Source organism: Streptomyces sp. NPDC047706, from assembly GCF_043204795.1.
GTDB lineage: Bacteria > Actinomycetota > Actinomycetes > Streptomycetales > Streptomycetaceae > Streptomyces.
The window spans coordinates 137,350-163,830 of the sequence record NZ_JBIDCW010000008.1 but is presented as its reverse complement, the minus strand read 5'-3'; the positions used below and the strand labels follow the sequence as shown (position 1 = coordinate 163,830).

Sequence of the window (26,481 nt, the reverse complement as noted above, 5' to 3'; positions counted from 1 at the left end):
AAGGGGAACCGTCCGTGCAGTTCGAGGTGTGGGCACCGCAGGCCGGCCGTGTGACGCTCCATTGCGACGGAGCCACGCGCGCGATGGAGCAGGACCCGGAGCGAGCGGGGTGGTGGGCGGCCGACGCGGATGCGCGTGACGGCACGCGCTACGGCTTCGCGGTGGACGACGGCCCGGTGCGGCCCGACCCGCGCTCGCGGCGGCAGCCGGACGGCCCGGACGGGCTGAGCGCCGTGGTGGACCACGGGCTCCACTCCTGGCGTGCCGAGTGGCCCGGGCGCCCGCTGCCGGGCGCGGTCCTGTACGAGCTGCACGTGGGCACGTACACGCGCGAGGGCACGCTGGACGCGGCGGCGGAGCGGCTCGAGCACCTGGCCGGACTGGGTGTCACACACGTCCAGTTGATGCCCCTGTGCCCGTTTCCCGGCCGCCACGGCTGGGGGTACGAGGGGGTCTCGCTCTGGGCGGTGCACGAGCCGTACGGCGGGCCCGCGGCGCTGAAACGCTTCGTCGACCGGGCCCACGAACTCGGCCTCGGCGTGGTCCTCGACGTCGTGCACAACCACCTGGGGCCGTCCGGCAACTACCTGCCCGAGTTCGGCCCCTACTTCACGGACCGGCACCACACCCCCTGGGGTACGGCCGTCAACCTGGACGCGCCCGGCTCGGACGAGGTGCGCGCCTTCCTGATCGGCAGCGCGCTGGCGTGGCTGCGCGACTACCGGCTCGACGGGCTGCGGCTGGACGCCGTGCACGCGCTGGTGGACACGCGCGCGGTGCACTTCCTGGAGGAGCTGTCGGCCGCGGTGGACGCCCTCGCCTCGGATTCGGGCCGCCCGCTGTTCCTGATCGCCGAGTCCGACCGGAACGACCCCCGGCTCATCACCGGGCGCGAGGAGGGCGGGCTGGGAGTCCAGGCGCAGTGGAACGACGACTTCCATCACGCCCTGCACACGGCGCTGACGGGCGAGTCGCACGGCTACTACGCGGACTTCGCGCGCGCCCCCGTCGCCGCCCTCGCCAAGACGCTCACCGGCGGCTTCTTCCACGACGGCACCTACTCCAGCTTCCGGGGCCGGCGGCACGGCCGGCCGCTGGACCGTTCGAAGATCGCCGCGCACCGGCTCCTCGGATACAGCCAGACCCACGACCAGGTGGGCAATCGCGCGCGGGGCGACCGGCTTTCCGCAGGCCTCTCCCCCGGCCTGCTGGCCTGCGCCGCCGCGCTGGTGCTGACCGGTCCGGCCACGCCCATGCTGTTCATGGGCGAGGAGTGGGCGGCCGGCACGCCCTGGCAGTTCTTCACCGACCACACCGATCCCGACCTCGCGGAGGCGGTGCGGCGGGGCAGGCGGCGGGAGTTCGCGTCGCACGGCTGGGCCGAGGAGGACGTGCCCGACCCGCAGGATCCGGCGACCCGGGACCGCTCCTGCCTCGACTGGGCCGAGCCCGGCCGCGAGCACCACGCGCGCGTGCTGGCCTGGTACGGCCGGCTCATCGCCCTCCGCCGAGAACAGCCCGACCTCACCGACCCCGACCTCGCCGACATCAAGGTGGCCCACGACGAGGAGGCGCGCTGGCTGGTCTTCCGGCGAGGGGACATCTGCGTGGCCGTGAACCTTTCCGGCACCACCGTGGAGATCCCCCTCGGCACCCGCCCTGCCGGGATCCTCGCAGCGTGGGAACCGGTGGCGCCGCCGGACGACGAGGGGGTGCTCCGGGTGCCCGGGGAGAGCTGCGTCGTGGTGGCGCAGCCGTAGGGGGTGGGAGGCGCGGGGGTGGGCCTGCGACGTCGGGCGGGGAGCGGGAAGGGGGGAGCGGGAAGCCGGGAGCGGGAAGCCTCGCCCCGGCCCCGACTCCGCGTCCGGCCCCCTCGCCTAGGGGTCGTCGCCCCCGTCGTCCCCCCGGAATTCCGTCACGCGTTCCAACAGGATCGCCTCCCACGCGTTGCGGAGCTGCGTCCTGAGGTCGGGCAGCGCCGCGTCGGACCGGCCGGAGAGCCGGTCGGCGAGGTGGACGACGCTGTCGCAGCGGGCCAGCCACAGACCGCGCAGGCAGGGCCGGGCGCCGTACCCGGCGAGAGTGGCGGCGCGGACGGCCGCGGGGGCGCCGACGGCGAGGGCGAGGGCGGCGACGTCCTCGGCGGGGTCGCCGACGACCACGTCGGCCCAGCCGAGGACGCCGCGGACCCGGCCGTCGGCGCCGACCACCAGGTGCGCGCCGGTGAGGCCGTGATGGACGAGGACCGCGCCACCGGACTGGGCGGCGAGCTGGACCGGCGCGGCCGGGGTGAGCTGGTGCATCCGCCCCGCGTCGAACTCGTCGGCCCGGGCGAGCCGTTCGGCGGCCTTCCCGGCGGCCCGGCGCAGCGCCCCCAGGGAACGCGGCGCGGCACGCGGCACGCCGAGCGCCTCGGCCTGCCGTACGGGCACCTCGCGCAGCCCCGTGAGGATCCCGGCCAGGTCTGCCTCTCCCAGGGCGGAGATGTCCGGCTCCGGCGCGGAGCCGCCGGGCACCTTGGTGTCCAGCGTGTAGGTGAGGCCAGGCGCCCATTCGCCGTGCGCCACGCTGACCGGCACGGCGACCGGGAGGTGCGGGCGGACGACCTCGCGCAGGCGCAGCTCGCGGCGCTGGCGTGCGGCGCTCTCGCGGTCGGGGGCGAGGCGCAGCACGTGCCGCGAGCCGACCCACCACGTGGTGAGCCCGCCGCTCTCGTCGACCGGCCGGACGTCCGGGCCGGCCGTACCGTCCTTGAGCAGGGAGCGGACCAGTCGGCGGACGGTGTCCTCGGTGGGTGTCGGTGCCTGGGTCATGGTGGGACCGTTGTCGCTCGGGTGCGTACAGGGGCTCCTGGGTCGGGTCACTCCACTATCAGCATCTCCCGGGTCGTGTTGTTCAGGCGCCGGCCGCCCTCCTCGGTCACGGTGACGATGTCCTCGATGCGCACCCCGAACCGGCCCGGCAGATAGACGCCGGGCTCCACGGAGAAGCACATCCCGGGGACCAGGGGCTGTTCCTCACCTTCGACGACGTACGGCGGCTCATGGGTGGTGACGCCGATGCCGTGCCCGGTGCGGTGGATGAAGTACTCGCCGTACCCGGCGCCGGCGACGACCGCGCGGGCGGCCCGGTCGACGTCCTGGCAGGGCACTCCCGGCCGGACGGCCCGGAAGCCCGCCTCCTGGGCCTCGCGTACGAGGTCGTGCACCTCGCGCTCCTCGCCGGTGGGTTCGCCGACGTGGACCGTGCGGGAGGTGTCTGAGCCGTAGCCGTCCTTGAGGCCGCCGAAGTCGAGGACGACCATGTCGCCGCGTGCGATGACGCGGTCGCCGGCCTCGTGGTGCGGGCTGGCCCCGTTCGGGCCGGAGGCGACGATGGTGAAGTCGACCTGGGAGTGGCCGAACCGGCGCAGCAGGCCGGCGAGGTCCCGGGCCACGTCGCACTCCCGGCGGCCACCGAAGCGAACGTTCCTGATCTCCTCGAACGTGGCGTCCGCGGCGGCTCCCGCGGCGGCCAGGAGTTCCAGCTCCGCCGGGTCCTTGACGGCCCGCAGCATCGGCAGGGCCTCCGTCAGGGAGGCGTACGACGTGCCGGGCAGCGCACTCTGCAGGCCCAGCAGGTGCATGGCCCAGGCGTTGTCGCTGATCCCGAAGCGCCCGGAGACGCCGAGAAGGCCCGCGGTCAGGGCGTAGGGGTCCTTGCCGTCGGTCCAGTCCCGCAGGGTCACGGCACTCGCGCCGGCGGCGTGTGCGGCGTCGGGGGCCTCCAGGGCCGGAACGACGAGGACGGGGTCCCGGTCCGCGACGAGCACCAGCAGGGTGAGCCGTTCGGTGGCGGCGGGGGGCGCGTACCCGGTGAGCCAGGCCAGGTCGGGCCCCGGGGCCACCAGCAGCCCGGCCAGCCCCGCGTCGGCGGCCTCCCGCACGGCGCGCTCCATCCGGGCCCGGTAGTCGTCAGCGGTGAAGGGCGCGGCCGTACTGCCGGTCATACCAGCCTCCTTGCGCGGGTGCGGGAACCTCGGCAGCATCCTGCCCGCCCGGCGGGGGCGACGCGAGCCGGTGAGGCGTGGTTCGCGGTGTCCTGTGCCGGCGCGCCGGGAGCGCGTGCCGTCGAAGTCCGGGCCGGGCTCTCGGCGGACCAGGGTGAAACGCCGCTCGGACCGATGGCGGTCTGCGATGATCCATGTGCGTCTCGCGACACAGGCGACCGCTCGATCTCACCCGCTGGAGGCTGCGATGGACGTGACGCTACGAGAAGTGCGGGACGGCGATCTACCGGTCTTCTACGCCCACATGAACGAGCCCGAGGGGACGCGGATGGCGGCGTTCACCGCCAAGGACCCGTCAGATCGTGCCCGTTTCGGCGCCCACTGGGCGCGGATCCGCCGCGATCCGGCGGTCATGGTGCGCACCGTGGTCGGGGAGGACGGGGAGATCGTCGGCCATCTCGGTGTGTTCGGGCCGCCCGGGGAGCGCGAGGTCACCTACTGGATCGGGCGGGACTACTGGGGCCGTGGAGCCGCCACCGCCGCGTTGCGGGAGCTGCTCGGCGTCGTACCGGACCGCCCGCTCCACGCCCGTGCGGCTGCGGACAACGGCGGCTCGATCCGGGTCCTGGAGAAGTGCGGGTTCGTGGCGACCCGCACCGAGCGGGGCTTCGCGAACGCGCGCGGGGAGGAGATCGACGAGGTGATCCTCACCTTGTCCGACTGACCTCGCGCCTGCTCGGTCCTGGAGGTGACGCCCGGAGCTCGCCGGCGCCACGCACACGGCAGAGCCGGCGCGAGCGCCGGATGTGATGCCTGGATGCGGTTGATCCGAGCGGGTGCGGGACCGGCTGGGGGAGCTGGACGCACTGCCGGTCACCGGCGACATCGCGGACCACGGCGCGGAAGGCGGAGTTCGAGGAGGCGGCCCGCGTTCCGGGTCTGCGCTCCGGTGGCGCGCCCGACCCGTCGCCGACCTGCCCCGGCAGCCACGACAGCCGAGCGCCCTTCCCCAAGGCCCTGCTCGGCCGGCCCGCGGCCGAGGGGCCGGTGGGCGAGGCGCACCTGTTCGAAGGCGCCGCCGTGCCGGTGCGCGACTCCAGCACCCCGGCGCGCGACGAGGGGTGCCTGGACGACGAGGGGCGGCTCACCAGCCACTTCCGTGTGGTCATGTGAGGACGCCCGGCGCCACCGACAACTGCTGGTGACCACCGCCTTCGTGACGCACCGTCACCACAACCGCCGCTCCGGGACGCGCCCTGTCCACCGCCCGTACGAGATCGGCCGCGGACTCGACGGGCGTGCCGTCGAAGGTGAGCAGTACATCGCCCCGTACCAGGCCCGCCGCGTGTCCCGGGCCGGGGATGTGCACGCCGACGACCAGGGCGCCGGGCTTCTCGGCGTCGGTGACCTCGACACCCAGGACCATGTCCGCCGCGGGTACCGGCCCGTCGGCCGACGGCCCCGGGGAGCTCGGGCCGGGCGAGGCGGACGGAGGCGCCGGTGCCGAGGGCCCCGTCCCGCCGGCCTGAGCGCGGACCTCGGCGAGCTTGCTCATGCCGATCACCGTCGCGGCCACCGTGCCGATTCCGATGCCGCTCAGCAGGAGCACCGCCGCGGCGAGCAGCCCGGACAGCAGGGTCGTGAGCCGTCGGCCGCGCCGCCGTGCGGCATGCGGTCTCGGAGCGGGATCGGAGCCGGTGCCTCCGGCTTCCTGGCCGGGGATCGGCTTGGGACGCAGCGCAGTCTGTTCCATGGTTCGCCTCCGCTGATGCACTACCCGGCACACCGGCGCACGACGAGCCACGAACGAGTGAGACTGAGGGCGCCGCGCAAGCGCTCCGGGCACGCTCACGGGGTCCGGACGCCGGCGTAAGACGTCGCCGGCGGACCCGGCGAGTTCTCACGGGACGCCGCGAACGACGTACGAGAACTCGCCGAGGAGACGGCCCTGACGGTGGCCGGGCGGCTGAGCGGCCGGGTCAGCCGACCGGCAGGGGCGTGGACGGCGCGCGGTCCGGCAGGAAGCCGTGGGCCCGGCCCTCCAGCCAGTCCGCCTTGTAGCGCGCGACCGAGCGGTGCCAGTTCAGGATGCCCGCCATCCAGTTCTGCAGGGCGGCCACATATCCGGCCATACTTTCCCGGTCCTCGTTCGACAGCGCGAAGTCGTCGTACACGACGGGCAGTTCGGTCGCCGCCACATGCTCGAACTGCTGCATCCGCTGCGTCATCAGGTCATTGACGATGGTGAGGGCGGTCGGGTAGTCGGTGCCGAAGAAGTTCTGCACCACGAGGATCGCGTTGTGGATCTCCCCCTCGTACTCGATCTCCTTCTGGTACGAGAAGACGTCGTTGAGGAGGCACGCGTAGTCGATGGCGGCGTTCTCCAGCGAGCGGACGGGGCCGCTGCGGTAGACCTCCGGCGGAATGTGGGGGCCGTGGCCCATCCGGCAGAGGCTGATGGTCAGGTCCGAGCCGAAGGTGGCGCGGCGCATCTCCAGATAGTCGACGGGGTCGGGGACGCGGTTGTGCAGCTGGTTGGCCACCTCCCACACCCAGCTCTCGGTCATCACCTCGATCGAGGCCTTCAGCCGGCGGCGGGAGTCCTCGTCCATGTTCACCGTGGTGCGTCGCCACAGGTCGACGAGGCCGCGCTCCATGGCGTTCACCGGGACGACCGGCGCCGCGCCGTCGACGGGCATGCAGCCCGAGAGCCGTTGTGTGGACAGCTTGGCGGCGGCGAGGTCGCGGCGGTGCCCGAAGACGAGCGGGTAGTAGTCGTCGCCGTAGGTGCCCCAGGCCAGCCAGCAGGCACTGAGGTCGAGGGCCTGCGGACTGCCGTCCGGATCGAGGCCGGCGGAGCACAACGGCAGGTCGTTCGCGGCGAGTTTGTCCTCGTCCCAGACGCCCTCACTGAGCATGCCGACGCCCTGCACCCAGGGCAGGAGGCGGGCGCGGGCGCCGTCCAGGCCGGGGTTGAGGCGCACCTGGTACGGCATATACATGTCGGGAATCCGCGACGGGCCGACCTTCTGGAACGGCACGTGCGTGTACGCGCGCAGCCGTTCGGCGCCTGCCGAGGCGAGCAGCGAGCGGACGTCGGTGCCGGAGGTGCCGATTCCGGTGGCTCCCGCGCTCCACGGGGTGCTGGCCGTGGCGTTCTCGTTCATGTAGCGGCTGGACCGCATGTGCCACTCGTGGCCGCCGGACTGCCAGTCCTGCAGGCCCTTGGTGTAGGCCGCGACGGCGGCCAGTTCGCCCGGGGTGAGGCCCTTCTCCAGGGCCAGCGCGGGGACTTCGGTGAACGCGGTGTGCTCGAACTGGTGGAGCCGGGAGGTGAGGATGTCGTTGACGGCCTCGGCGGCCTCCTGCGTGGTGCAGCCGAAGAAGGTCTCCAGGACGAGCACCCCGTTGCTGAGCTCGCCCTCGTCCTCGACCTCCCGCTGGTAGGAGAACAGGTCGTTGCGCAGATGGACGCCGTCGGAGAACGTCTCCATCAGTACCCTCAGCGGCCGGGAGCCGGCGACGGACGCGGGCACCTCGGCGGTCGCGTACTCCACGAGACCGGCGGACCAGGGAGCGCCGCCGACCTTGCGGCGCATCTCGATGTACTCGACGGGGTTGGCGATCCGCCCCTCGTTGATGTTGGACAGCTCCCACAGGGACTCGTTCAGCAGATGCTCGGTCGCGACGGAGAACCGGCGGCGCCAGTCCATGGACATCGAGGGCACCGTACGCGCCCAGAGGTCGGCGAGGCCCGCCTCCACCGGATTGTCCGGCTCCGGCAGGGGCGTGGACAGATCGAGCGGCATGAACAGCGGCAGGCGGTCCAGGTAGGCCTTGCCGCCGGCGCGGTCCTGGCTGCGCTTGAACGTCTCCAGGAAGTGGTCGTCGAAGAAGAAGACCCACACGTACCAGTCGGTGACGAGCGAGAGGGCCTCGGCGTCGCAGTCGGGGTGCGTATAGGCGCAGAGCAGGCCGTAGTCATGCGCGTCGAGGTCGGCCTGCTCCCAGATCCCGGACCCCTCCAGCATGCCCATCTCGCGTGCCCACACGGTCGAATGGGCACGCGCCTGGTCGAGATGCGGGTTCAGCCGCGCGGGATACGGCATGTAGAAGTGCGGGAGTTCGAACGGCTGCTGCGTCATGGCCGGGCCCTACCCGCGGCCTGTCGAGGGCATCCACGGGCCAGGACATGATCACACCATCGCGTGAATCGGGGCCGAATCCGGGCGTCGGCACGGCAGTTCATGGCGTTCGGTTCTCCCTGCACCCATCAGGCGCCCCTGCCCGCCGGGGACGGCCCCCGCGTCTGCCCGGCGGGCACATCGCCCGGCTGCAACTGCGGGTGCTGCATCAGGAGGCGCCACGGGCCCTGCCCGCGAAGCTCCGGATCGCGGCGCCCCCTGAGCGCCTGGTGTCCCACGTCGTCAACGGCATCAAGCACCTGCGACTCGGCGTCCACCCGGAGCCGCGTTGACCTGGATCAGCGCATGGGTGCCGCCGGTCCGCCAGCCCTGCCCCTCGGCGGCGACCAGCGCGGCCTCGGTGTCCGCGTCGAGGCCGCAGATCACGTCGGACTTCAGGGTGCGCAGGGCGGCGACCGGACCGGGGAAGTAGTCGGTCAGGTCCGCGAAGGAGGTGGTCGGGGGCAGGTGCCGGTCGCCCACGAGGCGGCGGTAGTTGAGGTCGCCCTTGACAATGGTCACGCTCGCCGCGGCGAGCTCGGTGCGCAGGTCGCCGGGCATCTCGGCGTACGGCAGCGGTCCGCAGGAGAACGGGTGGACCCGCACGGTCAGCCGGCCGTCGGTCGTCGCCGCCCACAGCCGCCGGCCGTACTCGCCCGCCGCGCCCGGCGCCCCGGTCAGCCGGCGCAGCGCGTCGAGCACGTCGGCCGGGGTGGCGTCGGAGACGTAGTACGGGTGGGGCTTGACGTGCAGCACGGCTCGCCCGGCACGGCCCTCGGCCAGGAGGTGGGCGACGAGCAGCAGGTCGGGGACGAGTTCGCGGCCGGCGTTGTCGGCGATCAGGCAGAGCGTGCCGGTGCCCGAGGGCGGCAGGAGGGACCACAGCGTCTCGCTGTCGTCGGCCACCAGAGCGGGGGCGGCGGCCGGGGTGTCGCCCCCGGCGGAGAGCCGGAATCCGAGGTCGGCGCGGTTGCCCCAGAGCGAGCCGTGCAGCAGGGCCTGGGCGCGCTCGTCGGCGGGGCGGGATCGCAGGTCGTCGAGGGCGGCGAGTTCCTCGTCGGTCGCGGGCGCGTCGAGTTCGTCGAGCTTGACGGGGCGGAACGGGTCGATGGCCTGCTCGGGTCCGGAGCCGAAGTAGCCGGTGGCTTCGAGGAGCGCGCGGTAGAAGTAGCTCTCCGACCACAGCCAGGGCACGTCGAACCAGGACTGCCCGGCATAGGTGCCAAGCCCCCACGCGGCCCATCGGTCCCGGTCGTGCGCGTCGGAGGGGAGTGGTTCGATCACCCCCTCGGCGCAGCTGGTGAGCAGGGCGTCGAGCGCGCGCCGCCGGTCGGGTCCGTACGGCAGGGACTCACGCACCTGCCGGATGATCGCGGGATGGCGTTCGGCCAGCACGCTGTGCGGGAAGGAACCGGTTTCGTTGCCGAGGATCACGGGCGCGGGCGCGGTGTCGGGCATGCGCCTCACCGTACCGCGCGCCGCTCAGACGGCTCTGATCTCCCGTTCCAGCTGCGTGGCGAGGCCGAGGTAGCGCGGGCGTCTGGTCACCGGCACGAGGCCGCGGATGAGGACGTACCACATCTCGGTGAGCCGGCGGGGGAGCCGCAGGACGGGTTCGAGGGTGCGGCCCGCCACGCGTATCCCGATGAAGAAGCTGACGAGGGAGTGGGCGACCGCGTCGACGTCGACGTCCGGATGCATGTCGCACTCCCTGACGGCTCCGACGAGCTTTCGGGAGACGATGTCGAGCCATTCGGTGAACGGGTGCGGCAGGGGCGGCCGCACCCCTACTCCGCCGGTGGCGAGCCGGAGCCCGGCGCGGGCCACCGGCCCCTCCACGGTGAGCCGCACCAGGCCGAAGGTGATGCGGATCAGGCCTTCGAGCGAGGAGCACTCCCGGTCGTCCACCTCACGGGCCAGCCGTCGTGCGGCGTGCGACTGGATCTCCATGATGGCGTGTGCGAGGTCCTCCTTCGCGGCGAAGTGGAAGTACAGGGCGCCCTTGGTGACTCGGGCGTGCTCGACGATGTCGCTGAGGCTGGTCGACTCGTATCCCTGACGGTCGAACAGGTCGGCGGCGGCCCTGATGATCGTGGCGCGGGTCTGCTCGGCTCGTAACTGCCTCGCCATCGGCTGGACTCTCCTGGGAATCAAAACGGGTTGTGCCGTTTGTTTCTTACCCCCCGCACACGATATCTCACTCCTGCGCCGTGTCGACCAGGCACTCGAAGACCGTCAACTCCCCTTGCCTCGCGACGACTCGCAGGGTTGCGCCGGCGTCGGCGCAGGCCTCGATCCATACGGGTTCGTCCAGTTCGGCGTAGCGATGGAACACCGAACGGAAGGAACTGGGCGTCCCGCCGCCGGGCGTCCGGGCCCAGGCAGCCTGACGGGCGGACTCCAGCAGCAGCATGCCAGGGGCGTGATCGAGCGGATGGTCGAAGAAAACGGGATGCGCGGTATCAATTCTGAGGCGCCAGCGGTCCTCGCGTTCGGTGGGTGCCAGGACGACGTCGCCCGGCAGGGCGCGGCCCACGACTCGGGGCGGCAGCCCGGGCGGGGCGGGCGGGACGGTCACGGTGGCCGGGGTGCGGCCACCGCGCAGCCTGCGGTAGACGGCCTCGGCGACGCAGGTGAAGGCGACCCGGGCGGTCGCCACGCGGGCGCCGTCGAGCAGTACCTCGGCGGTGTAGCGGGCGCCGGCCGGGCGGCCGGCCCGGCGGCGGACCTCGACGAAGTGGACGTCGACGACCGGCTCGGCGGGTACCGGGCCGACGGCCAAGTGCGCGGGAGAAGTGTCGACTTCGAATTCCTGGAGCACGAAGTGGTGACCCAGGGGCACGTCGTACTCGGTGTGCGCGATCAGGGTTCCGCTCTGGCGGACGGTTTCCACGACGAGAAGGGGCTCGTACGCGGAACGGTCGTGCGACACGTGTAACCCGTGGGCCCGGGGCCACTGGGCCGCGACGGCGAAGCGGTCGGTTCCGGTCTCTTTCCAGCCGGTGAGGAAAGTCTCGGCGACGGCCGCGCGATGCACGAACTGCCGGGGGACAGTCGCCGTCAGGATCGGGGTTTCGGCAAGTTGCCGCGCTTGTGGCATGTTTCTCCCTACGGTCCCCCGAAGGGTGGCGCGGACGGTGGTGCGTCCGCCGTGGGTGGGCGTCAGAATACGAGGTGACCGGTTTGTTTTCAATGCGATCACTCCGTAACACCCTATGATCAGGGAAGTTCCGGCACGATCGTGGCGCCAGCGGCATGAACCGGCCAACTGGGCGCCGGAGAGGGTCTCTCATGGCGAAACAGGAGCGCGCCATCAGGACACGCAGGGCGATCCTGGAAGCCGCCGGCGCGGTCTTCGACGAACACGGTTACACCTCCACCACCATCGCCATGGTGCTGGACCGCGCCGAAGTCACCAAAGGGGCGCTGTACTTCCACTTCCCGTCCAAGGAATCCCTCGCCCAGGCCGTCCTCGACGAGCAGGTGCCCTTCGGTTCGATCCCTCCCCAGGCGTGCAAGCTGCAGGAGATCGTCGACATCACGTTCGTCGTCGGCCGGCGGCTGCTGAGCAACGCCCTGCTCCGGGGCAGCGTGCGGCTCGCGGTGGACCAGTGCGCGCCGCCGGGGGTGGACCACACCGGGCCGTTCCGGCAGTGGGCCGAGCATCTGACGCCGCTGATGGAACAGGCCCAGGCGCAGGGCGAGTTGCTGCCCACGGTGGACCCCCGGGACACCGTCGAGCTGCTGATCGGTTCGTTCACCGGCATACAGCTGATGTCGCGGGCCCTGACGGAACGGGACGACCTCGGGCACCGGCTGTCGGTGCTGTGGTCCCACATGCTGCCGAGCATCGCCGTGCCCGGACTGCTGCTCGGCCTGGACAGCCGTGCCGACCGGGGAGCGCGGGTGCTGGACTCGCTCAACACTCGCGTCGCCTCGTGACAGCGGAACGATCCCGCAGGCGTCCCGGAGAAGCGCTCAGCCGTACGCCGGCCAAGGCCCGCAAGGGCCTTGGCCGGCGTACGGCCGTTGTCCGCGGGGTCGCTCAGAAGGTCAGACTCCAGTTGTTCAGGCGGCCGGTGTCCAGGGCGGCGGTGTCCTGGACACGGAGCTTCCAGGTGCCGTTCGCGGACTCGGAGGACGCGTCGACCGTGTAGGTGGTCCTGACGTCGTCCGCGGAGTCCGAACCGCTGGAGGACTTCAGGCGGTAGGCCGAACCGTCCGGGGCGACCAGGTCGATGACCAGGTCACCGCGGTAGGAGTGGGTGATGTCCACCCCCACCCGCAGGGCCGAGGGCGCGTTGCCGGTGCGGCCGGCGACGGTGATCGGGGACTCGACGGCCGGCCCGGCGTCCGGGACGGCGACGGCGGAGCTGCTGGAGAAGGTCGTCCCGGTGGGCGTACCGCCCGTCACGGCCAGGACCGTCTTCGCGGCGTCCGCCAGGCCCGCGCCGCAGCCGCCGGAGCAGGCGCCGGGCAGCGCACGGGCGTTGGACTTGATCGCCGACTCGATCTGCGCCGGGGTCAGCGAGGGCTTGGCCGACTTCATCAGCGCGGCGAGGCCGGCGATGTGCGGGGTGGCCATGCTGGTGCCCTGGTAGTAGGCGTAGGACTCGGTGGACGGCGTCCTGGTACCGGAGTTCAGCGTGGAGTAGATGCCGTTCGCGGTGCCGGTGCTGGTCTGACCGCCCGGCGCCGAGATGTCCACCAGGGAGCCGTAGTTGGAGTAGGACGCCTTGGCGCCCGAGCGGTTGGTGGCGGCGACCGAGATGACGTTGCCGCAGTTGCCCGGCGAGTGGCTGGCCACGTTGTCGTTGTCGTTTCCGGCGGCCACGACGACGGTCGTGCCCCGGTTCACGGCGGCGTTGATGGCGCTCTGGGTGGCGGAGGTGCAGGCGCCGTCACCGCCGAGGCTCATGTTGATGACCTTGGCGACGTTGGAGTTGGCGGGCACGCCGGCGACCGTGCCGCCGGACGCCCAGGTGATGGCGTCGATGATGTCGCTGTCGTAGCCGCCGCACTTGCCGAGCACCCGCACCGGGGAGATCTTGGCGCCGTGGGCGACGCCCGCCATGCCCTTGCCGTTGTTCGTGGCCGCGGCGACGGTGCCGGCCACGTGCGTGCCGTGCCAGGAGGAGTCGCTGCCCGGGATGCCCGAACCGCATTCGTCGGTGAGGTACCAGTCGCCCGGGTCGGCCGGGTTGCTGTCGCGGCCGTTGCCGTCGACGGACACGGCGGTGTCGGCGATGAAGTCGTAGCCGGCGACGATGTTCGGAGCGAGGTCGGAGTGGGCCACGTATCCGGTGTCGATGACGGCCACGGTCACGCCGCTGCCGGTGGAGGTGGGCCAGGCTCCGGGGACGTTCATGCCGGCGGCCGCCTCGAAGAGGTCCCACTGCTTGGCGTAGTCGGTGTCGTTCGGGTCGGCCTGCGGGGTGTTCAGGCGGTCCGGGACGACATAGGCGACCTGCGGATCGGCCTGGTACTCGGCGACGACGCCGGCGACGTCCGACCTGGTGAGGTTCTCGCCCAGGTCGACGAGGGCGGCGCCGGTGCCGAGGCGGCGCCGGAAGTCGAGGTCCTCGCCGGTCTCCGCGCCCTTGGCCTCGGCGTCGGCCTCCGCGGACCGGTCCGACCTGGCCTCGGCGGCGCCGGACTTGTAGCCGACGATGAGGCGCTCGGCGGTGGTGCCGGGGGCGGCCTCGGTCTGGGCGGTGGGGACTTCGGCCGCGCGGGCCTCACGCGCGGAGGTCTCCTGGGCCGCGGCCACCTGTGCGGTGGCGGCGGTGAGCAGCGCCGCGGAGAGGGCGACGACGGATATCAGCTTGCGTCTGACGGCAGGGGAGGTTCGCAAGAGCTTGCCTTTCGTGGCCGTACTCCGGACAGCGCGGAGCGGCGGTCTGTGCGCTTCGTCGTCGAAGCGGAGGGGGGTGTAGCCGAAAAGCGGGCGTGCGGAGGCCGGCCTGGCGCGACGCCGACCCGTCAGGGGTTACCTGTGGGTCAGCAGTGCTCGAACGATAGGCAACGGAACTGCCGTGCGGATACAGGGGAAACCCTTTGCCAGGCCGGAAGTGCACCCTCGTTGTCGAAGGGTTGACCGCCGATGTCTGCTTTCGCTTCATGAGGCGCTCGCCTTGTTGCGAACTGCCCCTGGGAATCGCCGCGCGGGCATCGGCTCGGCCGGGAAACAGGTGTGCCCCGCACGCTCCAGGGCGGTGCGGGGCACATCGGGTCCGCCGGTACGGCGGTGCGGGTCAGTCCAGGCCGACCGACGTCAGCCAGGCCTTGGCCACGTCCAGCGGGTCCTTGTTCTCCAGCTGCACCTGGGCGTCCAGGTCGAGGAGCGTCTTGGTGTCGAGCTTGGCGGAGACCGCGTCGAGGGCGTCGACTCCCTCCTGGGAGAGGCCGCTCTTGTGCACCAGCGGGGTCACGTTCGCGAAGCCGAAGAGGTTCTTCGGGTCCCGCAGGACGACGAACTTCTCCTTGACGATGGTCGGGTCGGTGGTGAAGATGTCCGCGGCCTGCACGGTGTTCTTCGTCAGCGCCGCCTGGGTCAGCGGGCCACCGGCGTCCAGGGCCTTGAAGGACTTGAACTTCAGGCCGTACTCCTTCTCCAGTCCGACCAGCCCCTGGTGCCGGGTCTGGAACTCCGGCGAGCCGCCGATGACCAGCTCGGGCGCGATGTCCTTGAGGTCGGCGAGGGTGGACTGCGGGCCGAGGTCGTACTTCTCGGCCGTCTCGGCGTTGACGGACACCGAGTCCTTGTCCTCGGCCGGCGACGACTCCAGCAGCGTGAGCTTGGCGTCCAGCTTGGCCTTGACCTCGGCGTTCACGGCCTCGGCCGACTTCTGCTCGGCGTCGGGGTCGAGGTAGGCCAGCAGCGAGCCGTTGTACTCGGGCAGGACGGTGATGGAGCCGTTCTTCAGCAGGCCGTAGGTGGTCTCGCGGCTGCCGATGTTGGGCTTGTACTCGACCTCTATACCCTTGGCCTTCAGGGCCTCGCCGTAGATGTCGGCGAGGAGGATGCTCTCGGCGAAGTTGTTGGAGCCCACGACGACGGTCTTGCCGTCCGAGGCGCCCTCCGAGAGCGGGTCGGACGTGTCGTCGGAGGACGAGCCACAACCGGCGACCAGCGCCGCCGCGACGGCGAGGGCGACGGCGGCCGCACCGCGGTGTCTCGTACTGGACAAGGTGCTCTTCACGGTTGAAGTCACGATTCCCGTTCCGGGCTCGACGATGTGGCGGGGTAGCGGTGACGTGACCTGCGGGCACATCGGGCCCACCGCGGACGTGGCACGCACACCGCACCTACTGATCCAATCCAGCCTGTTCTCGCCCAGTCAAGCAAATTCAGGTCACCAATTGGCTTCGATGAGTGACCACTTGCGATGAAGACGATGAAGCAAATCTGGACGAGTTCCGGTCGAGTTCCTGTCGAGTTCCGCTCGCCCAGGAGCAGGTCGTAACTGATTCTTGACGTGGAGTGGCGCGATCCGCCCTCCCAGAAGGCGATAGTCTCACCGGAGTTGCCCTCCGGTCACAGCGGTGACACGAACCGCACCGGTGTCGCCGTACACCGGCCGAACGTCGATCGGAACGACACGCGAACGGACACGCGCGCAGCTTCTCCGCGCGGTGCGACACCCCACGAAGGAGGCTCGGTGTCCACGAACGAGGTGGGCGCGCCCTTCCCCGGGCCCTCGGCCTCGCCGGGACAGGGGGAGACCGCGATGCCGGCACCTGGACCGTCCCGGGGTGGTGTGCGCGGGTTCGCCGACCGCCTGCCGTTCCGTCAGAAGCTCAACATCCTGGTCGGCGTGCCGCTGGCAGGTGTCGCGGTGCTGCTCGCCCATCTCATCTCCGGCCAGGTGGCCCAGGCGCGCAGCGCGGCGGAGGCCGCCGCCCTGGTCCGGGACAGCGCGCAGGTCGCCGGACTCGTCGACCGGGTGGAGACCGAGCACCAGCGGGCCATCCTGCTCTCCGTGCGGTACGAGGCCCGGGGCGGCGACGCCAGGCCCGCGCTGACCGACTACCGCCTGGCGCAGCGGGAGACAGACGCCCAGGTCGAGAAGGTGCGCGCCACCTTCGGCGACCGGCTTCCGCAGACCGAGTCGCAGGCGCTGCGGGAGGTCGAGGGCCTCGAGAACCTGCGCCGCACCATCGAGCAGGGCTATCTGCCCGCCGACAACATCGACCCGGCCTACCACAACGCCGCCCAGGGCCTGATAGACGGCCTCGGCCTGGACCGCAACCCGGCCCTGGCCGCCACCTTCACCGGCAATCTGCTGGACTCCCTGCTGCGCGCGGACGCCGCCCACAGCTCCTTCGAGACCAGCGTCTTCTCGGCCACGACCGGCGACTCCAACGCACTGATCGAGTTCGTCGGCGCGGTCGGCGCCTACGAGCTGTACCAGCACCAGGCCGAGCGGTTCGGACGGTTCGCCACCGAGGAACAGGCCGCCGAGCTGCGCGGCATCGAGCACAACCCCGCCCAGGCGACCATCCTGCGGCACTACGCCGAGCTCCAGATCGACCCGAGCTCGCTGCAGGCCGCGACGCCGGCCGCGGTCCGCGAGAAGTTCACGCTCGCCCTGTCCACCTACCCCACCTACGGGCAGCAGTCCGACACCCGGCTGGCGATCACCGGCTCGCTGATCGACCAGATCGCCGACCGGGCCGACGAGGCCTCCGACGACGCCTGGTGGAACGCCGCCTGGCTGCTGGGCCTCGCGCTGCTCGGCTTCCTGCTGTGGGGTGCCGCCTCGGTGGTGGTACGCCGCTCGGTGGTGCGGCCGGTGCAGGCGCTCACCGGTGCCGCCCGGCAGGTCGCCGACGTGGCCGGCCGCGAACTCGCCCGGGTCGCCGACGACGACACCGAGGACGACGCCCCGCCGAGGCTGCGCGAGATCCCCGTCACCGCACAGGACGAGATCGGCGACCTCGCCGACGCCTTCAACCAGGTGCAGACCACCGCGGCGGCCCTGCTGGAGCGGCAGGTGCTCAGTCGCCGCAACGTCGCCGAGATGTTCGGCAACGTCGGCCGCCGGGTCAGCAACCTCACCACCCGGCAGCTCGCCCTGATCGACGCCGTGGAGCGCGGCGAGACCGACCCCGCGCTGCTCGAACGCCTGTACCGCATCGACCACATCGCGGTCCGGCTGCGCCGCAACGCCGACAGCCTGATGCTGCTCGCCGGTATCCGCGAGACCGTGCTGGACGGCGGCCCGACCGCCCTCACCAACGTCGTACGGGCCGCACTCGGCCAGATCGAGGGCTATCAGCGGGTCGAACTGCACGCCGGCACCGAGATCATGGTCGAGCCGGACATCGTCGGCGACCTCACGCTGATGGTGGCCGAACTCCTGGAGAACGCCGTGTCGTTCTCGCCCGCGGGCAGTCCCGTCGAGGTGACCGTGCGGACCGGTGGCGACGGAGCGACGATCACCGTCGCCGACCACGGCCTGGGGATGAGCGCCGAGCGGCTCGACGAGGAGAACGCCCGCCTGATCCGCCGGGAACGCCTGGACCTGGTGCCGACCAAGGTGCTGGGCCTGTTCGTGGTGGGCAGCCTGGCCCGCCGCTGGGAGATCGGCGTGACCCTCTCCCGTACGCCCGGCGGGGGTGTGACGGCCGAGATCCGCATCCCCTCCACGCTGCTGCTCACGATGCGCCCGGTGGCCTCCGGCGGTACGACGCAGCACGGCAGCGGCGGGGACGGTACGGGCGCCGGCAGCGGTTCCGCCACGGGTGGGAGGGCGGCGGACCCGGCCGCCCCGGCGTCCGGGTCAGGACCGCGCCCCGCCGCCGGGTCCGGGTCGCCCATCGAGGACTCCACCTCGCTCCCCCGCAGGGTCCCCCGGCGCGAACCCGGGGCCGGCGACGGTTCCCCGCTCATCCCCCGGGCCCGTGGCGAGGCGTCCACGAGCGGCGCCCGCCCGCTGCGCCGGCGCGTCCGGGGCGCGACCCTGCGGACCACCGCCGGTGCCGAGGCCGGCCCCCCGCAAGCGCACCGGGCCGCCGCACCCGCCGACGCCGAGGCCGTCCGCGACGCCCTGGAGGAGTTCGAGGCGGCCGTGGCACGCGCCCACCGCGACGCCCGTCGCGACGAGGACACGGCCGGCGGCACACGACCGCCGTACGACCGCGACGAGGGCGGCACGGGTGACCCCCACGGCGCGCCCGGCAGCGACTCGCAAGACCCCAGGCATCTCCCGGAAGGAGCGGAGCAGTGAGCACGTCGACAGGTGGAACTCCGACGGGAGGCACCACACCGGACGAACTGCGGGCCGCCGCAGCCGACTTCACATGGCTGCTCAACCGCTTCGCGACCGAGACCGCGGGCGTGGTGGACGCCATCGCGGTGTCCTCCGACGGACTGCTGATCGCCGTCGCGCAGCTGCGTGAACGCGCGCACTCCGAGCGGCTGGCCGCGATCGTCTCCGGCCTCACCAGCCTGGCCGCCGGCGCCTCCGGCAACTACGGCCTGGGCGCGCTGAACAAGGTCATCATCGACCTGGAGGGCGGACACGTCCTGGTCTCCGCGATCGGCAGCGGCGCCGTGCTCGGCGTGGTCGCCGACAAGGAGGCCAAGCTGGGCAACATCGCCTACGAGATGACGCTGTTCGCGAACCGGGCGGGCGCCGCGCTCAGCCCCCAGCTCGTGCTCGAACTGAAGAACAGCGTCGGCGCCGGGTCCACGGGCTGACCGGTCACCGCCCGGTCGAGGAGGAAGACACCCATGGCGGACGACCCGACGCCCCCGGGCCCGGACCCGGCCGGCCCGGTCCCCGCCGTACGGCCGTTCCTCGTCACCGCCGGCCGGGTGGCGGGCGCGGGTCGGGCCGCGTCCGCCCGGACCCTGCCCGTCGAGACCCAGGTGGTGGCCACCGCCGAAGGGCTCGACGCGCTCGGCCGGCTCACCTTCGAGCGGCACGACATCGTCGCCGCCTGCAAGCAGCCCCAGTCCATCGCGGAGATCGCCGCGCTGCTGCGGCTGCACCTCAACGTCGTCCGGGTCCTCGCCGAGGACCTGCGCACCGCCGGGCATCTGGCGGTGTACGTGCCGAACGCCGCCGTCACCCATGAGGCGTCCGTCCTGCGCAGGGTTATCGATGGCCTCCGCGCCATCCCCGACTCCCGGGGGGTACTCCGTGACACCGACTGAACCGCTCGCCGCCGACGTGGCCGCGCAGAGCGCCGTACGGCCGCCGCTGCCGGTGAAGCTGGTGGTCGCGGGCGGCTTCGGCGTGGGCAAGACCACCGCGGTCGGCGCCATCTCCGAGATCGAGCCGCTGACCACCGAGGCGGCCATCACGGAGGTCGCGGCGGGGGTGGACGACCTGTCGCACACCCCGCGCAAGACCACGACCACGGTCGCGATGGACTTCGGCTGCATCACCGTCGACCCGACGCTGAAGCTGTACCTGTTCGGTACGCCGGGACAGGACCGCTTCGGCTTCATGTGGGACGACATCGTCGAGGGCGCGGTCGGCGCGCTGGTCATCGTCGACACCCGGCGGCTGGACGACTGCTACGCGGCCGTGGACTACTTCGAGCACCGGCAGATCCCGTTCGCGGTGGCGGTCAACGCCTTCGACGGGAAGGTCGAGCACACGCTGGAGGAGGTCCGCTGGGCGCTCGACGTCGCCGGGCACGTCCCGGTGGTCGTGTTCGACGCACGGGAGCGCGGCTCGGTACGGGACGCGCTGCTCGTCGTACTGGAGCTTGCGCTGGCCCGCAGCGGGGGGTGAGGCGGCGTCAGGCGCCCCGGCGGACCCCGCGGGAGACCGTGAGGCGCGCGACCGCCCAGAACAGGCCGAGGGTGGCCAGCGCCAGCACGGCGACCAGGGTGGCGCCGCCCACGACCTTCTCGTAGTCGCGCTGGTAGAGGCCGTCGACGATGTAGCGGCCGAGGCCTCCGAAGCTCACGTACGCGGCGATGGTGGCCGTCGAGACGATCTGGATGGCCGCCGAGCGCAGACCGCTGAGGATCAGCGGCAGCGCGACGGGGATCTCGACCCGGAACAGCACCCCGGCCTCCCCCATGCCCATGCCCCGCGCGGCGTCCACGGGAGCGGGGTCGACCGAGCGCATCGCCTCGTAGGTGGTGACGAGGATCGGCGGGATCGCCAGCACGACGAGCGGGATCATCACCGGTGCCAGCCCGAGCCCGAGCAGCACGAACATCAGCACCATCAGGCCGAAACTGGGCAGCGCGCGGCCGGCGGTGGCGATCAGGGCGAGCGTGTTGCCGCCGCGCCCGGTGTGCCCGGTCAGCAGTCCCACGGGGAGTCCGACCGCGGCGGCGATGCCGAGCGCCATCAGCGTGTACTGGACGTGTTCCAGCAGGCGGGTGGGGATGCCGTCGTACCCCTGCCAGTGGGCGCTGTCGCTGAAGAAGGCGTCGACGAAGTTCAGTACGTTCACCGGGCGGCGTCCTTCAGGGCGTTCGGGCGCGGGGCCTTGCGGGTGTCGCGCGGCATCCACGGGGTCACCAGGATGCGCAGGCCGATCAGTACGGCGTCGACGAGGACGGCGAGGACGGCCGTGCCGATCACGGACAGCCAGATCAGGCGCGGCTGGTTGTAGATCATGCCGCTGTTGAGCAGGTTGCCGAGGGCTCCCTGGTTGCCGATGAGCATGCCGACGCTGACCAGGGAGATGCTGGAGACCGACGCCACCCGCAGCCCGGCGATGATCGCGGGCGCCGCGATCGGCAACTGCACCTGGACGTAGCGGCGTACGGGCCCGAAGCCCATGGCGGTGGCGGCGTCGAGCGTCTCGCGCGGCACCGAGCGGACGCCGTCCACGATCGCCGGGACGAACACCACCAGGCTGTAGACGGCGAGCGGGATCATCACCGTCGTCTCGCTCAGCCCGGTGTAGTCGATGAGGACGACGAAGAAGGCGAGCGAGGGGATCGCGTACAGCACGGTCGTCACCCACAGCACGGGCGGGTACAGCCAGCGCAGCCGCACGCACAGCTGCGCGACGGGCAGCGCCACGAGCAGTCCGGCGAGCACCGGGAGCAGCGCCTCGCGCAGGTGCAGCGCGATCAGTCCCCAGTAGCTGTGCTGCAGGTCGCTGGGCAGGTCGAAGAGGCCGTTCATCGAGCGGCCTTCGCGGGGCCGGCCGCGGTGTCGGTGGCGGTGTCGGTGGCGGGGGCACCCGCGTGCGCGCCACGGATCGCCTCGGCGATGGTCTGCTGGGAGACGACCCCGGCCACCCGGCCCTCGCCGCCCACGGCGACGGCCCAGCCGGTGGGCGACAGGACGGCGCAGTCGAGCGCGGCCCGCAGCGAGTCCCGTTCGGCGACGAAGGGCCGCCCGTACGGCAGCAGTCCCTCCCGCTCGATCCGCCCGGCGGTGAGGTCGCGCGGCGCGCTCCAGCCGAGCGGCCGGCCGTCCAGGTCGGTCACGAGGAGGTAGGGGACGTCGCCCGAGCCGCGGGCGGCGATCTGCTCGGCGGTGGCGTCGACGGCGACGATCGGGGTCGTGAGCAGCTCCAGGCCCGCGGACGGGAAGAAGGACAGCCGCCGGATGCCGCGGTCGGCGCCGAGGAAGTCCTCGACGAACTCGTCGGCGGGGCTGGACAGCAGCTCGGCGGGCGGGGCGAACTGGGCGAGCCGGCCGCCGGTGCGCATCACGGCGACCATGGTGCCGAGCTTGACGGCCTCGTCGATGTCGTGCGTGACGAAGACGATGGTCTTGCCCAGCTCGGCCTGTATGCGCAGGAGTTCGTCCTGAAGGCCCTTGCGGACGACGGGGTCGACCGCGGAGAACGGCTCGTCCATCAGCAGCACCGGCGGGTCGGCGGCGAGCGCCCGGGCCACGCCGACGCGCTGCTGCTGTCCCCCGGAGAGCTGGTAGGGGTAGCGCCTGGCGAGCGCGGCGTCGAGGCCGACCCGCTCCATCAGCTCCCGGGCGCGGGCGCGGGCCCTGTCCTTGCCCCAGCCGAGCATGCGGGGCACGGTGGCGATGTTGTCGACGATGGTGCGGTGCTGGAAGAGGCCGGCGTTCTGGATGACGTAACCCATGGAGCGGCGCAGCGTGTTGACCGGCTGCTGCATGATGTCGGTGCCGTCGAGCAGGATCCGCCCCTCGCTGGGCTCGACCATCCGGTTGATCATCCGCAGCGTGGTCGTCTTGCCGCACCCGGAGGGTCCGACGAGGACGGTGATCGAACGGTCGGGTATCTCCAGTGACAGCCGGTCGACCGCCACCGTGCCGTCGGAATACCGCTTGGTGACTGAATCTATCCGTATCAAAACGCCGAACGCCCTTCGGGTGTGGCAGTCGCCGCCCGCTCTCGCCTGGTGGCGGGCCGTCGCCGGGAGAGTCTAGACCCGTTGTGTTGCGAGATTTTGGCGACCCTCGTTCGGTTTCCGTCCGTACCCGGCCGGGCGCCGTCGGCGGAGGCCTGCGCCGCGACCCGGCAGCGCCGCCGTCCGCCGCGCACCCGGCGCCCGCCGTCCACGGCGTACCTCTCGCAGCTCTCCCGGGCCGCCGCCCGCAGGACGCCCTGGGGGCCCGTCGCGAACGCCGGCGTGGGCGCGGTGTCCGCCTCGGTCAGGGTCGGGGCGCCGATCGCCCATCCGCTGACGTGCACACCCGCCCGGGACCGAGGTGTGCGTGACGCTCGGTCACGGCCGGGCGACGGTGGTGCGGGGCTGCGACGCTGGCCCGGGGACACCGGCCGCCGACCGCGAACGCGTCTGCGACCGCTTCCGCCGGGCCGACGGGGCCCGCAGCCGCGACCGGGGCGGCAGCGGTCCCGGCCTGTCCGTCGCCCGCTCCCTGGTACGGGCCCACGGCGGCACCCTCGGGCCGGCACCGAACCGGGAGCGGCGGTGTTCGCGGCCCGCCTGCCGACGGACCCACCGCCCGGGGCGCACACGGATTTCGCGTCGCGCCGGCGGCGCAGCGCCACAGCCGGAATCACGCGCCGTCCGTGTCACGCTCAGACGTCCGCCGTCGGCAGCGTCACCTCGAAGCGGCAGCCGCCCGAGACGTTGCGCACGGCGGCCCGTCCCTGATGGGCCTCCACGATGCCGCGCACGATGGCCAGTCCGAGCCCGGCGCCGGCCGGTGGCGTACGGGCGTCGCTGCCACGCCAGCCGGTGTCGAAGACGCGCGGCAGGTCCTCCTCCGCGATCCCGCCGCAGCCGTCCGTCACGGACAGGACCACGCCGTCCGGCGACCGTTCGGCGGCCACCGCCACCGTGCCGTCGGACGGCGTCCGCCGGATCGCGTTGACGAGCAGGTTCCCCAGCACCCGGCTCATCTCCTTGCCGTCCACCTCGACCGGCACGGACTCGACCCGGTCACCGACGAGGCGGACGCCGTGCTCACGGGCGAGCGGGTCCGCGCCTGCGAGGGCGTCGCCGACCAGGTCGTACACCGAGATCCGGCTGGGGCTCAGGGCCAGGGTGCCCGCGTGGATGCGGGAGAGCTCGAAGAGGTCGCCGACCATGTCGTTGAGGCGCTCGGCCTCGGCGCGGATCTGGCGCAGATAGCGCTCGGGGTCGGCGGCGACGCCGTCCTCCAGCGCCTCGGACATCGCGCGCAGCCCGGCGAGCGGGGTGCGCAGGTCGTGCGAGATCCAGGCGACCAGTTCGCGCCGGGAGCTCTCCAGGGCGCGCTCCCGGTCCCGCGACTCGGCGAGCTTGCGGCTGGTCGCCTCCAGCTCGCGGCTGAGGGCGGCCAGTTCGGCGGTGACGGGACCGTCGGGGCTGGTGAAGGCGCCGCCGTCCCCGAAGGAGCGGGCGGCGAGGGTGAGGGCCCGGCTGCGCGCGGCGACCCAGCGGCCCAGCAGCAGCGCGGTGGCCAGGGAGACCACGGCGGCCATGGCCACCACGGTGGTGACGACGGTCAGGTCGTGGGCGGACAGGAACATCGCCTGCGCGACCGCGAGCGTGCCCGCGAACATCGCGCCGACGGCGACGGCGGCGACGACGGTGATGTGCTCGGTGAGGGAGCGCCGCCGGATCAGCATCAGTACCCCGGCGCCGAGCAGTCCGGCCGCGGCGGCGCCCAGGAACGCGAACAGGGCGATCAGCAAGGTGTCCCGCACGGCTCACACCTCCCCGTCGCCCGCGTCGAAGCGGTACCCGACGCCCCACACCGTCTGGATGAACCGCGGCCGGGCCGGGTCGTCCTCCACCTTGCCGCGCAGCCGCCGCACATGGACGGTCACCGTCGACAGGTCACCGAAGTCCCACCCCCACACCTCACGCATCAGCTCCTCCCGGCTGAACGCCCGCCCCGGATGCCGCAGGAAGAACGCCAGCAGGTCGAACTCCCTGATGGTCAGCGCGAGTTCGTCGCCGTTCCTCGCGGCCCGCCGCGCCGCGGGGTCCACCGTGAGCCCGGCGGCGCCCAGGGAGTCCGCGGGCTGCTGCGCGGCGGGCCTGGTCCTGCGCAGTACGGACTCCACCCGCAGGACCAGTTCGCGGGGGCTGAAGGGCTTGGTGACGTAGTCGTCGGCGCCCACCTCGAGACCTAGGATCCGGTCGTCCTCGTCCCCCCGCGCGGTCAGCATGATCACCGGCACCGGCCCGCGCACCCGCATCCGCCGGCACACCTCCAGCCCGTCCATGCCGGGCAGCATCAGGTCCAGCACGACCAGGTCCGGCCAGTGCGCGGTGGCCCGCGCCAGTGCGTCCGGGCCGTCACCGGCCCGGTCCACGACGTATCCGGCCCGGTCGAGATATCCGGAAACCACCTCGGCGACGGTCGGGTCGTCGTCGACGACCAGGACCCGGGCCCCGTACGACTGCTGTTCCATGCCGCCAGCCTCGCATCCCGCCCGCGGGTACGGGACCGGCGGCACCCGTCGTCCCTGATTCGTAAGGAACGGTGTTCCGTGCGGAGTGCTTCTTCGTGCCGGACGAAACGACCGCGCCCACCGGGAGCGGCTCAGGTGGCGAAGGCGACGCCCTCCTCCTCCGGCTGTGGCCGGTGCCGCAGCCTGGACGCCAGGACGGCCACGTCGTCCTCGGCGTGACGGGCGTCGAGCTTGGCCAGGACCGTGTCGAGGACGGACTCCACCCCTTCCGAGGCGGTGAAGCGCAACCGGGCCAGCCGGTTCAGGGACTGGTCGATGTCCTCGCCGCGGTGCTCGACGAGCCCGTCGGTGAAGAGCAGAAGCGTCTCGTCGCCGCCGATCCGGAACGTCGCCGGCTCGTAGCCGCCGAGCCCGGTGCCGAGCGGCGGGCCGACCGGCACCGGCAGCAGGGAGGTGTCGCCGTTGCCGTCGATCACGGCGGGCGGCAGATGACCGGCGCTGGCCAGCGTGATCTGGCCGCGCACGGGGTCGACGCGGGCGATCAGGCAGGTGGCGGGCCGGCGCTCCGGCTCGTTGGAGGCGATGTCGTCGAGCTGGCGCAGCACACGGTGCGGCGGAAGGTCGGCGGAGGCGATGTAGCGCAGGGCGGAGCGGTAGGCGGTCATGTCGACGGCCGCCTCCAGGCCGTGGCCCATCACGTCGCCGACCACGAGCAGGGTGCGTCCGAAGTGCAGCCGGACGGTCTCGCACCAGTCGCCGCCGACCAGGGCGCGCTGCCCGACCGGCAGATACCGGATGGCGACGTCCAGGTTCGGGTGCGGCCGGCCGGGCTCGGCGAGGAGCGCGCGCTGGAGGTCTCCGACGATGCGGCTCATCCGGTCGTGCTCCCGGGCGTGCCGGATGTGCGAGGCGGCCCGCTCGGCGAGCAGCGCCAGCACGGCCACGTCGGCCGGGGCGAAGGCTCCGTCGCCCCGGACGCACACCAGGACGCCGTACCGCTCGTCCCCGGTGACGAGCGGCACGCAGAGCGCGGAGCCGCGCCTGGCGTGCCCGCCCCGGCCGGCGCGGCACGCTGCCGCCGCCGCGGCGGCCCACCGGAGGTCGGGCAGCAGCGTGCGGTCGCCGCTCACCGCCACGAACTCCGCCTCGCCGTCCTCCGCCTCGGGTCGCACGATCGCCGCGGTGCACCTGGTCTGCTCGGCGGCCACCCTGGTGAGCTCGACGCAGGTGGTCTCCTCGTCGAGGGTCGTCCCGATCCCGGCGACGGTCGACCGCAGCGCCGTCAGCCGCGACGGCACGCCGGTTCCCGGTGCGGGCGTGTTCGTACGGCCGACGGTGCCGACCGTCGGGGGCCTTCGGAAGGACTGGAGCCATCGCGCCACACAAAACACCTTAAATGGATAGCAAAGGGACATGAGCCACGTATCGGCCGCCCGGGGCTCGCGCCGACCACTCGGAACGGCCGGAACCACCGGGGCGCCCCCTCGGCCACCACCGTGGATCCGCTCGCCTTGGCTACGCTTG

General features: G+C 72.5%; 22 protein-coding genes and 2 pseudogenes. 9 read left to right on the top strand and 15 right to left on the bottom strand.

Annotation, left to right across the window (positions count from 1 at the left end):
* The first annotated feature begins 14 nt into the window (after positions 1 to 14).
* Entirely contained in the window at positions 15 to 1,760 is a 1,746-nt protein-coding gene (gene treZ, locus ACGF8A_RS12295) for a malto-oligosyltrehalose trehalohydrolase (RefSeq protein WP_393107010.1), read from the top strand.
* A 117-nt stretch (positions 1,761 to 1,877) separates the two neighbouring features.
* On the opposite strand, the gene ACGF8A_RS12290 is transcribed toward treZ, so the two are convergent.
* On the bottom strand, positions 1,878 to 2,813 hold the full coding sequence (locus ACGF8A_RS12290; RefSeq protein WP_393107008.1) for a phosphotransferase family protein: 936 nt from the start codon (positions 2,811 to 2,813) through the stop codon (positions 1,878 to 1,880).
* A gap of 47 nt (positions 2,814 to 2,860) precedes the next feature.
* On the bottom strand, positions 2,861 to 3,988 hold the full coding sequence (locus ACGF8A_RS12285) for an aminopeptidase P family protein (RefSeq protein ID WP_393107005.1): 1,128 nt from the start codon (positions 3,986 to 3,988) through the stop codon (positions 2,861 to 2,863).
* A gap of 247 nt (positions 3,989 to 4,235) precedes the next feature.
* On the opposite strand from ACGF8A_RS12285, the gene ACGF8A_RS12280 reads away from it, so the two are divergent.
* Positions 4,236 to 4,712: a GNAT family N-acetyltransferase gene (locus ACGF8A_RS12280; RefSeq protein WP_393107003.1), complete on the top strand. Its 477-nt coding sequence runs from the start codon at positions 4,236 to 4,238 to the stop codon at positions 4,710 to 4,712.
* Between the two features lie 103 nt (positions 4,713 to 4,815).
* Positions 4,816 to 5,125, top strand: a pseudogene (locus tag ACGF8A_RS12275) (phosphodiesterase); the annotation flags it as partial.
* 28 nt (positions 5,126 to 5,153) lie between these two features.
* On the opposite strand, the gene ACGF8A_RS12270 reads toward ACGF8A_RS12275, so the two are convergent.
* The 5 genes from ACGF8A_RS12270 to ACGF8A_RS12250 all read right to left on the bottom strand — a co-directional run bounded on the left by ACGF8A_RS12270 (position 5,154) and on the right by ACGF8A_RS12250 (position 11,272).
* Positions 5,154 to 5,741 carry a PDZ domain-containing protein gene (locus ACGF8A_RS12270; RefSeq protein ID WP_393107001.1) on the bottom strand — a complete coding sequence of 196 codons (588 nt, stop codon included), beginning with the start codon at positions 5,739 to 5,741 and terminating at the stop codon, positions 5,154 to 5,156.
* A 226-nt stretch (positions 5,742 to 5,967) separates the two neighbouring features.
* Complete coding sequence (gene cyc2 / locus ACGF8A_RS12265) at positions 5,968 to 8,133, bottom strand: germacradienol/geosmin synthase Cyc2 (protein WP_393106999.1); 2,166 nt, start codon at positions 8,131 to 8,133, stop codon at positions 5,968 to 5,970.
* 291 nt (positions 8,134 to 8,424) lie between these two features.
* Positions 8,425 to 9,630 carry a damage-control phosphatase ARMT1 family protein gene (locus ACGF8A_RS12260; RefSeq protein WP_393106997.1) on the bottom strand — a complete coding sequence of 402 codons (1,206 nt, stop codon included), beginning with the start codon at positions 9,628 to 9,630 and terminating at the stop codon, positions 8,425 to 8,427.
* A 24-nt stretch (positions 9,631 to 9,654) separates the two neighbouring features.
* The gene (locus ACGF8A_RS12255) at positions 9,655 to 10,302 is read right to left on the bottom strand and encodes a ScbR family autoregulator-binding transcription factor (RefSeq protein ID WP_393106995.1); all 648 of its coding nucleotides are present in this window, start codon (positions 10,300 to 10,302) and stop codon (positions 9,655 to 9,657) included.
* 67 nt (positions 10,303 to 10,369) lie between these two features.
* A complete protein-coding gene (locus tag ACGF8A_RS12250; protein WP_393106993.1) occupies positions 10,370 to 11,272 on the bottom strand; it encodes a ScbA/BarX family gamma-butyrolactone biosynthesis protein in 903 nt (300 codons plus the stop codon).
* A 191-nt stretch (positions 11,273 to 11,463) separates the two neighbouring features.
* Here ACGF8A_RS12250 and ACGF8A_RS12245 point away from each other — a divergent pair, with 191 nt between their 5' ends.
* Positions 11,464 to 12,114: a ScbR family autoregulator-binding transcription factor gene (locus ACGF8A_RS12245; RefSeq protein ID WP_393106991.1), complete on the top strand. Its 651-nt coding sequence runs from the start codon at positions 11,464 to 11,466 to the stop codon at positions 12,112 to 12,114.
* A 103-nt stretch (positions 12,115 to 12,217) separates the two neighbouring features.
* On the opposite strand, the gene ACGF8A_RS12240 is transcribed toward ACGF8A_RS12245, so the two are convergent.
* Complete coding sequence (locus ACGF8A_RS12240) at positions 12,218 to 14,026, bottom strand: S8 family serine peptidase (protein ID WP_393106989.1); 1,809 nt, start codon at positions 14,024 to 14,026, stop codon at positions 12,218 to 12,220.
* A gap of 400 nt (positions 14,027 to 14,426) precedes the next feature.
* Positions 14,427 to 15,386, bottom strand: a complete 960-nt coding sequence (locus ACGF8A_RS12235) for an ABC transporter substrate-binding protein (protein WP_393106986.1) — start codon at positions 15,384 to 15,386, stop codon at positions 14,427 to 14,429.
* A gap of 447 nt (positions 15,387 to 15,833) precedes the next feature.
* Here ACGF8A_RS12235 and ACGF8A_RS12230 point away from each other — a divergent pair, with 447 nt between their 5' ends.
* From ACGF8A_RS12230 to ACGF8A_RS12215, 4 genes are read left to right on the top strand one after another with little or no spacing between them, the layout of a single operon-like run.
* Positions 15,834 to 18,404, top strand: a complete 2,571-nt coding sequence (locus tag ACGF8A_RS12230) for an ATP-binding protein (RefSeq protein WP_393106984.1) — start codon at positions 15,834 to 15,836, stop codon at positions 18,402 to 18,404.
* Positions 18,401 to 18,877: a roadblock/LC7 domain-containing protein gene (locus tag ACGF8A_RS12225; RefSeq protein ID WP_385375878.1), complete on the top strand. Its 477-nt coding sequence runs from the start codon at positions 18,401 to 18,403 to the stop codon at positions 18,875 to 18,877. Before ACGF8A_RS12230 ends, ACGF8A_RS12225 begins: the two co-directional genes overlap by 4 nt.
* Positions 18,878 to 18,910: 33 nt before the next feature.
* Complete coding sequence (locus ACGF8A_RS12220; RefSeq protein ID WP_393106982.1) at positions 18,911 to 19,336, top strand: DUF742 domain-containing protein; 426 nt, start codon at positions 18,911 to 18,913, stop codon at positions 19,334 to 19,336.
* On the top strand, positions 19,323 to 19,922 hold the full coding sequence (locus ACGF8A_RS12215) for an ATP/GTP-binding protein (RefSeq protein WP_393106980.1): 600 nt from the start codon (positions 19,323 to 19,325) through the stop codon (positions 19,920 to 19,922). Before ACGF8A_RS12220 ends, ACGF8A_RS12215 begins: the two co-directional genes overlap by 14 nt.
* 7 nt (positions 19,923 to 19,929) lie before the next feature.
* Here the strand turns inward: ACGF8A_RS12215 and ACGF8A_RS12210 are convergent, their stop codons facing one another.
* Genes ACGF8A_RS12210 through ACGF8A_RS12200 form a run of 3 tightly spaced genes read right to left on the bottom strand, consistent with a single transcriptional unit; the run spans position 19,930 to position 22,438 of the window.
* Positions 19,930 to 20,598, bottom strand: a complete 669-nt coding sequence (locus ACGF8A_RS12210; RefSeq protein ID WP_393106978.1) for an ABC transporter permease — start codon at positions 20,596 to 20,598, stop codon at positions 19,930 to 19,932.
* A complete protein-coding gene (locus ACGF8A_RS12205; RefSeq protein WP_393106976.1) occupies positions 20,595 to 21,281 on the bottom strand; it encodes an ABC transporter permease in 687 nt (228 codons plus the stop codon). Before ACGF8A_RS12205 ends, ACGF8A_RS12210 begins: the two co-directional genes overlap by 4 nt.
* Positions 21,278 to 22,438 carry an ABC transporter ATP-binding protein gene (locus tag ACGF8A_RS12200; protein WP_393106974.1) on the bottom strand — a complete coding sequence of 387 codons (1,161 nt, stop codon included), beginning with the start codon at positions 22,436 to 22,438 and terminating at the stop codon, positions 21,278 to 21,280. The genes ACGF8A_RS12205 and ACGF8A_RS12200 overlap by 4 nt, the downstream gene beginning before the upstream one ends.
* Positions 22,439 to 22,781: 343 nt before the next feature.
* On the opposite strand from ACGF8A_RS12200, the pseudogene ACGF8A_RS12195 reads away from it, so the two are divergent.
* Positions 22,782 to 23,041: pseudogene (locus ACGF8A_RS12195) on the top strand (ATP-binding protein); the annotation flags it as partial.
* 89 nt (positions 23,042 to 23,130) lie between these two features.
* Here the strand turns inward: ACGF8A_RS12195 and ACGF8A_RS12190 are convergent.
* From ACGF8A_RS12190 to ACGF8A_RS12180, 3 genes are all read right to left on the bottom strand, one after another.
* The gene (locus ACGF8A_RS12190; RefSeq protein WP_393106972.1) at positions 23,131 to 24,243 is read right to left on the bottom strand and encodes a sensor histidine kinase; all 1,113 of its coding nucleotides are present in this window, start codon (positions 24,241 to 24,243) and stop codon (positions 23,131 to 23,133) included.
* Positions 24,244 to 24,246: 3 nt separating this feature from the next.
* Entirely contained in the window at positions 24,247 to 24,957 is a 711-nt protein-coding gene (locus tag ACGF8A_RS12185) for a response regulator transcription factor (protein WP_393106970.1), read from the bottom strand.
* A gap of 131 nt (positions 24,958 to 25,088) precedes the next feature.
* Complete coding sequence (locus ACGF8A_RS12180; protein WP_393106968.1) at positions 25,089 to 26,339, bottom strand: PP2C family protein-serine/threonine phosphatase; 1,251 nt, start codon at positions 26,337 to 26,339, stop codon at positions 25,089 to 25,091.
* Positions 26,340 to 26,481 lie beyond the last annotated feature (142 nt).

Coding starts and splice junctions, on each gene's coding strand:
- ACGF8A_RS12260 (WP_393106997.1), bottom strand. CDS start 9,630: ATGCCCGACACCGCGCCCGCGCCCGTGATCCTCGGCAACGAAACCGGT.
- ACGF8A_RS12250 (WP_393106993.1), bottom strand. CDS start 11,272: ATGCCACAAGCGCGGCAACTTGCCGAAACCCCGATCCTGACGGCGACT.
- ACGF8A_RS12220 (WP_393106982.1), top strand. CDS start 18,911: ATGGCGGACGACCCGACGCCCCCGGGCCCGGACCCGGCCGGCCCGGTC.
- ACGF8A_RS12185 (WP_393106970.1), bottom strand. CDS start 24,957: ATGGAACAGCAGTCGTACGGGGCCCGGGTCCTGGTCGTCGACGACGAC.
- ACGF8A_RS12245 (WP_393106991.1), top strand. CDS start 11,464: ATGGCGAAACAGGAGCGCGCCATCAGGACACGCAGGGCGATCCTGGAA.
- ACGF8A_RS12255 (WP_393106995.1), bottom strand. CDS start 10,302: ATGGCGAGGCAGTTACGAGCCGAGCAGACCCGCGCCACGATCATCAGG.
- ACGF8A_RS12270 (WP_393107001.1), bottom strand. CDS start 5,741: ATGGAACAGACTGCGCTGCGTCCCAAGCCGATCCCCGGCCAGGAAGCC.
- ACGF8A_RS12290 (WP_393107008.1), bottom strand. CDS start 2,813: ATGACCCAGGCACCGACACCCACCGAGGACACCGTCCGCCGACTGGTC.
- ACGF8A_RS12205 (WP_393106976.1), bottom strand. CDS start 21,281: ATGAACGGCCTCTTCGACCTGCCCAGCGACCTGCAGCACAGCTACTGG.
- ACGF8A_RS12285 (WP_393107005.1), bottom strand. CDS start 3,988: ATGACCGGCAGTACGGCCGCGCCCTTCACCGCTGACGACTACCGGGCC.
- cyc2 (WP_393106999.1), bottom strand. CDS start 8,133: ATGACGCAGCAGCCGTTCGAACTCCCGCACTTCTACATGCCGTATCCC.
- ACGF8A_RS12280 (WP_393107003.1), top strand. CDS start 4,236: ATGGACGTGACGCTACGAGAAGTGCGGGACGGCGATCTACCGGTCTTC.